General features: G+C 45.9%; 7 protein-coding genes and 2 pseudogenes. 5 read left to right on the forward strand and 4 right to left on the reverse strand.

Annotated elements, in window-relative coordinates; translation table 11 throughout:
* Nucleotides 1-139 precede the first annotated feature (139 nt).
* Nucleotides 140-1,387 (reverse strand): annotated as a pseudogene (locus tag IM485_RS06410) (cytochrome P450); the annotation flags it as partial.
* Between the two features lie 264 nt (nt 1,388-1,651).
* Between IM485_RS06410 and IM485_RS06415 the strand changes: the two are divergent.
* Nucleotides 1,652-2,407 (forward strand): TVP38/TMEM64 family protein, encoded by a 756-nt coding sequence (locus tag IM485_RS06415; RefSeq protein ID WP_287742034.1) that lies wholly within the window; start codon nt 1,652-1,654, stop codon nt 2,405-2,407.
* Nucleotides 2,408-2,412: 5 nt separating this feature from the next.
* Here IM485_RS06415 and IM485_RS06420 read toward each other — a convergent pair whose 3' ends face one another.
* The 3 genes from IM485_RS06420 to IM485_RS06430 form a co-directional block, all read right to left on the reverse strand.
* Nucleotides 2,413-3,036, reverse strand: a complete 624-nt coding sequence (locus IM485_RS06420; protein ID WP_287742036.1) for a ribonuclease HII — start codon at nt 3,034-3,036, stop codon at nt 2,413-2,415.
* Nucleotides 3,033-5,195, reverse strand: coding sequence for a ribonuclease E (gene rne, locus IM485_RS06425; RefSeq protein ID WP_287742038.1), 2,163 nt, complete (start codon nt 5,193-5,195; stop codon nt 3,033-3,035). The genes IM485_RS06420 and rne overlap by 4 nt, the downstream gene beginning before the upstream one ends.
* 1,207 nt (nt 5,196-6,402) lie before the next feature.
* On the reverse strand, nt 6,403-7,158 hold the full coding sequence (locus IM485_RS06430) for a DUF2232 domain-containing protein (protein ID WP_104395913.1): 756 nt from the start codon (nt 7,156-7,158) through the stop codon (nt 6,403-6,405).
* A gap of 503 nt (nt 7,159-7,661) precedes the next feature.
* On the opposite strand from IM485_RS06430, the pseudogene IM485_RS06435 reads away from it, so the two are divergent.
* From IM485_RS06435 to IM485_RS06450, 4 genes and pseudogenes are all read left to right on the forward strand, one after another.
* Nucleotides 7,662-7,940 (forward strand): annotated as a pseudogene (locus tag IM485_RS06435) (IS4/Tn5 family transposase DNA-binding protein); the annotation flags it as partial.
* 553 nt (nt 7,941-8,493) lie between these two features.
* Nucleotides 8,494-9,333: a ribosome biogenesis GTPase YlqF gene (gene ylqF, locus IM485_RS06440; RefSeq protein WP_002741462.1), complete on the forward strand. Its 840-nt coding sequence runs from the start codon at nt 8,494-8,496 to the stop codon at nt 9,331-9,333.
* A 378-nt stretch (nt 9,334-9,711) separates the two neighbouring features.
* Complete coding sequence (locus IM485_RS06445) at nt 9,712-11,196, forward strand: glutamate synthase subunit beta (RefSeq protein WP_104395912.1); 1,485 nt, start codon at nt 9,712-9,714, stop codon at nt 11,194-11,196.
* Nucleotides 11,197-11,348: 152 nt separating this feature from the next.
* On the forward strand, nt 11,349-11,588 hold the full coding sequence (locus tag IM485_RS06450) for a hypothetical protein (protein ID WP_104395911.1): 240 nt from the start codon (nt 11,349-11,351) through the stop codon (nt 11,586-11,588).
* Nucleotides 11,589-11,816: the final 228 nt, after the last annotated feature.

The following is an 11,816-nucleotide window of genomic DNA, read 5'->3' on the forward strand; positions in this document are numbered from 1 at the left end:
AAAATTGTCTCATCAATTTTTTGATAATTGACCACTGTTACATTTGGTAAATCGAGGAGTTGATCAAAATTTATCCACATAACCCACCTCCTGTTCTGTGTTACTATTATACCATGCTCACACAGAACCTAGAAGAGCCCTGATAATTGGACAAAATTGTGGCGATAGCGATTTTCATCTCGTAGATAGCTAAAACTTCCCCGATACAACGACGCGCCCCACCACCAAAAGGCATATATTCGTAGGGGGTGAATTGTTTTTCTAAAAAGCGTTCTGGTTTAAAAGCATGGGAATCGGGGAAAGTTTGCTCACGGTGGTGAGCTAGATAAATACAACCCATAAGAATTGTCCCTTTTTCTAAAGGATAACCATCTAGTTCTACCGGTTTTTCCACTACTCGCGGAAAAGTTAACATTCCCACGGGATGAATGCGTAAAGTTTCCGAACAAACTGCCGAAAGATAGGGTAATCGAGTTATGTCAATGGGTTTAGGATTATCTCCTAAAGTGGCTATTTCTTGCAGAATTTTTGCTTTAATTTCTGGATAGCGATGGATCCAGTAGAGCGCCCAAGACATAGCGGTGGCGGTGGTTTCATGACCTGCGAATAATAAGGTCATTAATTCATCGCGCAATTCCTTATCACTCATCGGGTTGCCTTCTTCATCCCGGGCCGACATCAGTAGTGATAAAATATCGGTGCGATTGGGGTTAGGATTAGCTTTTCTTTCGGCAATTTCTGTATAGATGATATCATCAATTTTTTCTTGGGAACGCTGGTATTTTCCCCAGGGACTCCAAGCACCCAAATCAGCCCGCAAAATTGGGAAAAATAACAAAGAAGCCATCACTGGAGAGTTAAAAATATCGAGCATTTCAGCCAGAACTTTTTTCAAGGTTTGATAACGTTCCCCTTGACTAATTCCAAAAACTGCCTCCATAATTACTTGTAAAGCAATCGCTGTGGTCGCTGAACGGGCTTTTAAAGGTTGATTTTCGGGCAATTCTGCCATTACTCTTAGGGTAATATCGCGGATTAAATCGCCGTAGAAACGCATTCTTTCCCCGTGAAAAGGTGGCAATAAAAGCTGACGACGTTTTTTGTGGATATCTCCGTCTAACATGACGACGGAATAATCGCCAATAATCGGGGCAATAATCCGATTGGCTTCCCCCGGTGCCGAGAATTGTTTACGATCATTAGTTAAAACCTGTTGTAGGGCCGAAGGACTGCTGACAAAGATAAAATTATCTACAGTTAAACCCACTTTTGTGCTAAAAATATCGCCATGCTTGCGGGCGGCATTTTCCATAAAACCCACGGGATTAATGATCCATTGTGCCATTTGCACGAAGGTGGGGGCTTTGACCTTGGGGATGATTTTCATAGATTAATTGCTATATCGAATGCTAATTATTTCTAATTGTGACATTTTTTCCCCAGAGACGGCAAGGTGTAATATCAAGTAAACGGCAAAAATTACCGGGCTGTTGCTTGTCTTATCTTCTCCCGGAGAGGGAGATTTTCTGGGAATTTTCAGGATGGCCTTTCTGGTCTAAACAATGATAATCGGGGTAGAATAGCCCCCAGTTCCATTTAATTCGCTTCTGTAGTTCAATCTCTCTTTTTTCATTCCTTATAGGGACTTTTTATGATTATTTCCAAGTTTTTGCCCTTAGGAAAAACTGTGATTATCAGGCATTTACTGTTATTAACTACATTTAGCCTTGTTTTTCTCCTGACTACTTCCCCCGCTTTTGCTCTCGCATCTGCTGCCCCCATCGGTTTTAATCCTCAAACTATTCTTTTCCATGCCTTAACTTGGGTGGATAGTTTGGGAGCCGTGGGAGCGATCGCGTTTATAATTATCTATATTCTAGCTACTGTGGCCTTTTTTCCCGGTTCAATCCTGACTTTAGGGGCTGGTGTGGTTTTTGGCGTGGTTTTAGGCTCTTTTTACGTCTTTATCGGGGCGACTATCGGCGCTACTGCCGCTTTTCTGGTGGGACGTTATCTGGCTAGGGGTTGGGTGGCGGAAAAAATTCAAGGTAATAGTAAATTTCAAGCTATCGATGAAGCTGTGGGGAAAGAAGGCTTAAAAATAGTGCTTTTAACCCGTTTATCTCCCATATTTCCCTTTACTCTGCTCAATTATGCCTATGGTGTCACCGGGGTTTCTCTGAAAGATTATCTACTAGGTTGCGCGGGCATGATTCCGGGGACGATAATGTATGTCTATATTGGCTCTTTAGCGGGCAATCTTGCCACTATCGGGACTTCGGCACCAGCCACTAACCCAGCTTTACAATGGACTATTCGCCTTATCGGTTTTATCGCTACCGTTGCCGTCACCCTCTACGTCACAAAAATTGCCCGTCAAGCCCTGGCATCAGTTATCAGTGAGTAAACCCCTCAATTGCCCTCCCCACCCCACTCCGTCCTTGAGTGGGAACTTAAGCGGATTTGTTGACAGGGACTAAAAGAGAGCCGGTGCTGAGAAGTAAGTCCATGGTTGCCAATCGCTTCTAGGTGTTGAGCAGTGCCATAACCCTTGTGACGAGGGAGGCCATAATCGGGATAGCGTCCGTGCCAACGAGCAATTAAGTCATCGCGCCAGACTTTGGCCACGATACTAGCCGCCGCAATTACCGGCGATTGTTGGTCTCCCTGAATTACCGCCTTTTGGGGGATTGACAAATCTTTAATAATGTGCTTGCCATCGATCAAACAGAGACTGGGGGAAAGAGGTAATTTCCCGATAGCTCTGCTCATTGCCAGTAGGGAGGCATGAAGAATATTCAAGCGATCGATCTCTTTCACCGTAGCATAACCGATGCGACAAACAAAATCCCGTTGTATTTGCTGGCTCAATTTTTGCCGTTTTTGGGGGCTAAGTTGCTTACTATCCTTCACCCCCAACTCCCACAGCCGGGCAAAACCAGAGGGGACAGTGACCACTACCGCCGCCACCACGGGGCCAAATAAAGCCCCGCGTCCCACTTCATCGACACCGGCAATTAAGGGTTCTTCGCTCATGACTCATCGACAGTGGCGGAGGAACGACGGCGACGACGACGCAGCACCGTGGTTTCGGCCTCTACTTGTGGCTCCTCCGTCACCTCGGCGCTCACCGGGGTTTCTAAAGGAATGACTTCGCCGAGAAAAACTGGAGTTTCGGGCGCAATCGGTTCAGGCGTAAAAGTCACTGGCACACTAGCTTCTTGGTCGATTTCCTGACTAACTTCGCTAGTGGTGGAACGACGACGACGGCGCACTAAGGGACGATTTTCGGCTTCCTCGCCGGTTTCCATCCCTTCGACTGGTGCGACCTCAGCTTCTGGGGTAGGAGTCAAGGATATTTCAGGAGTGGCAGCAGGCGTTTCTGGGTTTTCCGCTTCTCTTTCCCCTGCCAGTTTCACGGAAACAATCACCGATTTCGGGTCTTTAAACTCCTTATCCACCAGAATCAGGGGAGAAATGCCCATTAAAGAATAAACTTCCTGTTCTACGGGGGTCATTTCCACGGAAACCCTCTCCCGTTCGGCGACGGGGATATTTTTGGCGGTGCTGGCATCTTCTCCCCGTTTCGAGAGACGAGCGGGGCGTTCTCGTTTTTCCTCAAGGCGTTGGGGTTCTGATTCCGGCTCGATTTCGTTGTTAACACCGTTAGTAGAGGCTTTTTCGCTCCGTTCCTCTTTGAGTAACAGTTCCGAGGGACGACGACGACGGCGACGACGAGAATTATTAACCTGTTCTTGATAGTTGGGATGGAAGGAAAGATCTATCTCTTGGGCGTTTTCTTCGGCCTCAAATTCGGAGAAAACTTCTAGATAGGGTTCGGCCGCCGCAACGCTAGGAGCGCTCTTATCAGGTAGAACTTTTGTATTAATCGGGGCAACGACAAGGGTTTCTTTTTCCGCGCGGCTAAGGGTGGGGGTTTCTAGGGCGATGGCGTTGCCTTCTCCGGGTAGATGGGCTAAATGGCCTAGTCCGCCGCAATGGTCACAGGTTTTGCCGAATAATTCATAAATGTTTTTCCCCTGACGCTTACGAGTTAATTCCACTAACCCCAATTCCGATAATTGGGCAATCTGGGGCCGGGCTTTATCGCTTTTCAGGGCTTTATTAAACAATTCCAGCAGTTTCAACTGGTCGCGACGGGAATCCATATCGATGAAGTCCACCACCACCACACCGCCGATATTTCTCAAGCGCAGTTGTCGAGCGATTTCTGTGGCAGCCTCGCTATTAGTCCAGAGTACGGTTTCCCGGGCCGTGGCCGAACGGGTAAAGGAACCGGAGTTAACATCAATTACCGTTAAAGCTTCCGTCGGTTCGATGATAATGTAGCCGCCGGAGGGTAAATCAACCCGGGGTTTCAGGGCCTCGCGAATGGCGGCGTTAACCCGGAAATAGTCGAGAATTGGCTGGGTTTCCCGATGGGAGTCGATATAAACCCCTTCGAGAGCTTTGCCGCCGCCCCAGTTCGTCAATTGCTGTTTAACTCGTTTTACCGCCATCGGGTTATCCACAACAATGCGATTGACATCGGCACTGTACATATCCCGCAAAACCCTTTGAATAAAGTCATCATCGCGGTTCAGCAGGGCCGGGGCGCGGCTGCTGACGGCCATCTGTTGGATGCTCTCCCACTGTTTTTGCAGAAATTCCAAATCCTCGATAATCGCCTCTTCCGCTTTACCTTCGGCCTCGGTGCGTACCAGCAACCCCATCCCCGCTGGTTTGACCAAAATCGCTAAGGCTCGTAAACGGGAGCGCTCGTCTTCACTGCGGATGCGACGGGAAAGATTCACCCCGCGACCATTGGGCATCAATACCAGATAACGACCGGGGAGAGTGACATTTCCCGTTAGTCGCGGTCCTTTATTGCCGGTGGGTTCTTTCATTACCTGTACCAGCACTTTTTGCTGGGGGGCCAGTAATTCCGTGATAGCACCGGCGGTTTTTTTCAGTCTTAAGGGGCCCAGGTCGGTGACATGGATAAAGCCATTGCGTTCCGCATCGCCAATATTGACGAAGGCTGCATCTATCCCGGGGATGACGTTTTCTACTAATCCTAGATAGATGTCGGCCACCTGCTGATTACCTGTGGCTACAACTAATTCCTGAATTTGATCTTCCCAAAAAACAGCCGCTATATGGTGTTGTTCGGCTATGATTATTTGTTTTGGCATTCAATTTCCTCAATCTTTCGGTTTCAAAAGCGACGTACCATGGGCTATTTGTCTATGCTTTGAGGCTACTTCTGGAAATCTGGTCTTGTTAAGAAAGTTCTAAGAAGATGAGTCCGCATCGTTAAAGCCTCATCTTGATATTCATCTGCCCCCCAGACGTGGGAACTGAGTCTTGGTTTCAGTTGTTAAGTCTGTTTGGCAACTGCTGGCTTGACCCACAATTAGACAAGCACAGCCAAGAGACGAGATTTTCAATTAATCCCTGAGTCTTGCTCGATAACAGCATTTTTTATCCGTTTCCGCCGGTTCTGTCTATCAGAATCTAGGAAAAAAGGAGTTTTTTAGTTACTCCCCTCGGCAACAGGTTTCTATGGAAGGGAAAATAGCGCACTTTTCGATTTTCCAAAAACCACGATTCTTTTAAGAAATGCTTTAATCGAGTCTTATAGACGACTATAACTCACTCGGTCACTCTCTGACAAGACGATGATCCCCTGACCAAGATAAATTTTTCGGGGCAAGAAAGGAGTCAGTGGCTCAAATTCAGCAGTCAGGAGTAATGAGAGGCAATAAAATAGACCTTAAAAGCTATATAGCTGACTTTTTAGGCTAAAATTCCCTTTTTATCCCCTTTTGGCTTTCTCAAGAATTAATTAACCCGCTAGTCTAGTTAGGATTATTGACGAGATGACCGGATTGACGGTTTCCTTAATCCCTTAATCCCTTAATTCCCGTTCGGGCAAGGCGATAACGTTCAAAATTACCTGTAAATCGGCCTCTGACTCGATTTCTAGCAATTCTTGCAGGTAGGGACGATAACGGTATAGTCGATAACCTTTCCCCTCTAACCATCAGACAACGGCTAAATTACTGCCTTGATTACCGGCAATATTTTCGTAGAGAATAATCGGGGCAAAACGCTTAATTAAAAGTTGACTGGAGATACTGACGATAAAGTGCTAAATAATTAGGGCTGGCTGAATAATGGTAAAACCCTTTTAAAATAAGGATTTTGACCTGTTAAAATCCGCTGTTAGTGCCAGAATATAGGATTGTGACCTTCAAAAACCTTGCATTATCCTTATTTCAGTACATAAGTTAGTACGAACAAGGAGGGCAACAAAGCCTGAAACTCCCGACGACCGGCTACTGACGACCGGCTACTGACTCCTTAACCCCACCAACAAACTTTTTCAGCACACCCTAATTACTCATAATCTAGTATGACTTGTACCCATTTGGGCGGACGAGGAATCGGATTACCGAGGCGATCAAGAACTAATAACGCCACTAAATGCACGGCAAATAAGTATAATAAACTATTGACAAATATGCCCACAACTGCTAACGATTGCACTTGCAGCAGTGTCGGTTTAGCGAGAATCCCTAACTGGGTGAAAATCCAATCAATAAAATTAGTCGCTTGGGTAATCACATATAACCAGAGATTTTCGCCTAAAAGAATTGAAAACAGCCAAAAACGAAAGAATAAACCAAAAGCCCCCAACAGTCCCCCAGTCAAGATAGAAAATTCCCAACGCGCACCCCGGCGCCAGCATAGCCCCAATTGTACCCCCATCAGGCCGTGGGGAATCAAAAAGACAATACTGCGAGTCGGTCCCATCAACACCGACAAAAGTAAACTAGAAACTAATGCTGTCATCCAAGCACAGCGAGCGCCCCAACGTAAATAGGCTAAAGCGACAGGAATCGGGAAGAAAACCCTTAATAACGGTCCGAGGGGAAAATAATAATCAATTAACCAGATTAAACTGGTAGCACTGGCCAAAAAAGCCGTTTCCACCGTGATCAGGGTAGCGATAGACTTAAGGGGAGATGGTTGGATAGGTTTAGCAGTGGGTTTATCTAGAGGTTGCCCCTCTTCCCCCAGATCTACCCAATTGGTTTCCTCTATTGTCTCTTCTGAGGATTGAGCGGGAGCATTAGCGTTAGAATCGTTCATTCTATCATTTATCCGGTGGTCGGTACGGGTTGACCGGCTATCCTTAGCTTAGACTTGCGACTCCCAGTCAGGCAAGAGGCAAAAAATAAGTAGGTAGCTGTTAAAAATTGTCAACCCCCCTTATTAAGCTGAATAATAGGGACAATTTGGGTGCATCTTAATTTGGTCGAAATATCTAGAGGACGTTTTGGGCGCACGCAGTTCGATAAACTCACTGACCACGGTGCGCCCCTACCATTGGCGCAATAATATTATTATAGGGGCGAATTGTATTCGCCCTCTTTGAATAACTTCTGCTGTTCACCTATAGGTGAGGGAAAGTCACAAATAGGAGATGCAGCCAGCCGATAATTTTCTGGGAATATAGTTTTTACAGCCTTGTCTGGCAAGACTACTAGGAATGATCAGCACTGATTATCACACAAAGTCGAGGAGAGCCAAAAGGGAAACGATTGATAGGTATAGTTTTGAAAGAATAAATTAAGATCGAGGTGAGCAAAAAAATAGAGAAATGGGCAGCCCAAGAACTAAAGTATGCAGACCTAGGGGACACCAGGAGCAAGAAAAGGTTAATCAGTATCGTGGAAAACTTGGCTGGACAACTGAATACAAAAATACCATAAGCTTCGGTAAATCTAGCCGCAGCTTGTGCCACACCCGACTTTTGGAATTCACCCTATTTTCAACCTTCAGAGCTAATTGCTGCCCAAGTCAAAAGTACAGTAGAAAGAATCAAAGAACATCCAATAGTTTTGGCAGTTCAAGACACAACCAGTTTAGACTTAATAATTGCTTCTCTTGAGGGTTTTTTAGGTAGAAAAGGCGACCCTTCGGCTTCTCTCAGGCTTCCGCCGTGAGATCAGGGTTAAAACTATTTGCTTGGGACTGGGAAGGTTAGATGATATCAGCCGGACCTGCAAACTATCTGATCAAATTAGTTCCTCGATAGAACTCCCTTTAGCCATCTTGCACACTTTTCTCTTTTTGTCAAATTTTATGTTAAGAAAGATGTAACTAATGGATAGCTTAATAAGGAGGAATCTGACAATTTTTAACACCCAGCAATTCTAAATTTGCGCTATAGCAAGGCTTTTGGGAGTTAGTTCGCATAATACGGGGTAAAATTCAATGGGATGGCGAATTTCATTTCACGAGTCTTTGGGCTTTTGACGTGATAGTACACCCAAAGTTGCCCCAAAAATCCCCCTTTAAAATGTTCTTTAAATCCCTAAAAGGTTTGCTGTGTCTAAAACTGAGAATTGCTGCTTAACACCTACCCACTTAGCTATCTAGGGACTATTCCTGATAAGATCTAATTTTATACTCCCATCTCCCATGTCGTTAATTCAATGGTATCCCGGTCATATTGCCAAAGCGGAAAGAAAACTCAAGGAACATCTTAAACTCGTGGATGTGGTCCTAGAAGTGCGCGATGCTCGCATTCCCTTAGCGTCCCATCATCCGCAGGTGGACGATTGGATTGGCAATAAACCGCGCTTATTAATCTTAAATCGTCTCGATATGATTCCCGAATCTGCCCAGCAACAATGGGTAACATGGTTTAAAAGTCAAGGAGAAACCGTCTATTTTACTAACGCTAAACAGGGAGAAAGAGTTAAAGCAATTATCAAAGCGGCGGAAAAAATTGGCGATGAAATTAACCAAAAACGCCAACTGAGAGGAATGTTACCGCGTCCAGTGCGGGCCGTGGTGATTGGGTTTCCCAATGTGGGCAAATCTGCCCTGATTAACCGTTTATTAGGGCGAAAAGTCGTCGCCAGCGCCCGCAGGGCCGGAGTAACGCGACAATTACAATGGGTGCGAATTTCCGACACCTTAGAATTATTAGACGCGCCGGGGGTGATTCCTTCCCGTTTAGAAAATCAAAAGGATGCGGTGAAATTAGCTATCTGTGAGGATATTGGGGATGCTGGTTATGATAACCAAAGGATAGCGGCGGCTTTTGTCGATTTATTAAGAGAATTACAGTATGAAGGACTTTTACAATCTCGTTATGGGTTGAATACTCTAGACATAACCGGGGAGGATTTTATCGAAAAATTGGCCAATCTCAAATATCAAGAGGATAAAGAAAGGGCAGCCATGCAGTTACTCAATGATTTTCGTAAGGGAATAATCGGGGCTATCCCCTTAGAATTGCCCCCTTCCTCTTGAAATCGCCTGTTTTTAACTCAATAGTTAGGGTCTGCTGAAAAAGTTTTTCCTAGGGGCAGGGTGTAGGGTGTAGGGTGTGGGGTGTGGGGTTTTACCGATTTTGAGGGGGAAATTCAGCTAATTTTCAGGGAAAAAGTAGCTGAATTTCCCCCTGATCACTCCCATATCTGGTACTTTTGGATTTCAAAAAAGGCTAAAAGTCTTATCCAGCAAGGTTTTTAGATTTATTCGGCAGACCCTAGTTAATTACCGAATTTGTCAAAATTACCGCCTGTTAGTCCACTGAGCTGCCGATAAGATTAAAGAAATCGGTAAAGTTGCGGGATCGATCGAACTGTGAAGGAAGATAGGGGATAAACGACAGAGATAACAAAGACTATGGGCAAACCGACTGGCTTTATCGAATTCCTGCGTGAACTTCCTTCCGAACTTACCCCCCTCGATCGTCTTCATAATTGGGATGAGTTTCATCTTCCCATGCCAGAAGATAAACTCCGCAATCAGGCCGCCCGTTGTATGGATTGTGGTACACCATTTTGTCACACGGGAACCCTAATTAGTGGCATGGCCAGTGGTTGCCCGATTAATAACCTGATTCCCGAATGGAATGATTTAATCTATCGAGGATTGTGGCGAGAAGCCCTCGATCGCCTCCATAAAACTAATAATTTCCCCGAATTTACCGGTAGAGTCTGCCCCGCTCCCTGTGAGGGTTCCTGTGTTCTCGGTATTCATAATCCCCCCGTTACGATCAAAAATATTGAATGTTCGATTATCGACAAGGGTTGGGAATCCGGGTGGATTACTGCCAATCCCCCCGCAATCCGTACCGGCAAAAAAGTGGCCGTGATCGGTTCCGGACCTGCTGGATTAGCAGCCGCCGACCAGTTAAATAAAGCCGGTCACTGGGTGACGGTTTACGAACGGGCCGACCGTCCCGGAGGCCTATTAATGTACGGTATCCCTAACATGAAGTTAGATAAGGAAGAAGTGGTTCTGCGTCGTCTCCAGATGCTCGAACAGGAAGGGGTAAAAATGGTCTGTAACACGGAAGTGGGCAAGGATATCAGCAGCCAAGACCTATTAAACGAATATGATGCCGTGGTTATCTGTACCGGAGCCACCAAACCCCGGGATTTGAACATCGAAGGTCGCCAATTAAAGGGCATTCACTTCGCCATGGAGTTTCTCACCGCTAATACAAAAGCACTATTAGACGGACAGACCGGGGAGGATTTTATCTCGGCTGCGGGTAAAGACGTAGTAATTATCGGCGGTGGTGACACGGGAACCGACTGTGTGGGGACTTCCCTGCGTCATAACTGCCGTAGCGTCACCCAATTAGAAATTATGCCGCAACCGCCCCGCGAACGGGCCGCCGATAATCCCTGGCCCGAATGGCCGAAAATCTACCGTCTGGACTATGGACAAGAGGAAGCGGCCGCACGTTTTGGCGATGACCCCCGGGTTTATACCACCACAGCGACTAAATTCGAGGGGGATAGCGAGGGCAACGTGACGGGGATTCACACGGTACAGGTGGAATGGCAACGCAACGAAAAAGGGCAGTTTATCCCGCAACCGGTGGCAGGAACCGAAAAAGTCATCCCGACGCAATTGGTTCTATTGGCCATGGGATTTTTGGGACCAGAACAGCCTTTACTCGATGATTTGGGCTTAGAAAAGGATGCCCGCAGCAATATCAAGGCCGAACACGGTCAATTTGCCACTAGCTTACCGAAAGTCTTTGCAGCGGGGGATTGTCGTCGTGGTCAAAGTTTGGTGGTTTGGGCGATTAATGAAGGCCGCGGGGCCGCCAGGGAATGCGATCGCTTTTTGATGGGGGCGACGGATTTACCTTAAACCAGTAGTTACCGAAAATTTGGGTTTAAAGCCTCCTCCTTCTGGGGGTAGGGCTATTTCAAGGTCGATAGAGAGCTTGTAAAAAAGAGGCTTTAGACCTCAAATAACTCCATAAAAAGATAGAGAAGGTAACGGCTCAAGCTCACAAGCAATTGCAACAATTAAGTCGTCAGGAATTTGCCCGTCGAGAAGATGCCTTAACTGCTCTTAAACAATGGCAAAAAAATTTAGATTGGCATGAACTTGAAGACCAGCAAGTGGTGAAAAAATGTCATTACAGTCATCGGGGTAAACCTCGTCTCCAAGAACAGCCGACTCGTCGTAGTTATAGCGTTTTTCATTGTGCTGAGGTACAAAAGTTATGGGTTTTAGGCAAAAGGGAAAAAAAATAGGTGTACCTCACTAGCTTAGGAAACGCTATAGTCATTGCCAAAAAGCTCGAACCATTAAAAATTTGATTTCCCCAAAACTTTGCGCTTTAACCCACATTCCGCACCCTAAGCTGTCACAGAGAGAAATTACGGAGAGAAAAAATCAAAGTGAGCATAAAAATAAACATAAGGAGCGAAAAAAGGCATTTGAGAAACAGTAAAGCACCAAAAATGGCATCAAAACCTATT

The sequence above is a fragment of the Microcystis sp. M169S2 genome (assembly GCF_020245865.1).
In the GTDB taxonomy this organism is placed as follows: Bacteria; Cyanobacteriota; Cyanobacteriia; order Cyanobacteriales; family Microcystaceae; genus Microcystis; species Microcystis ichthyoblabe_A.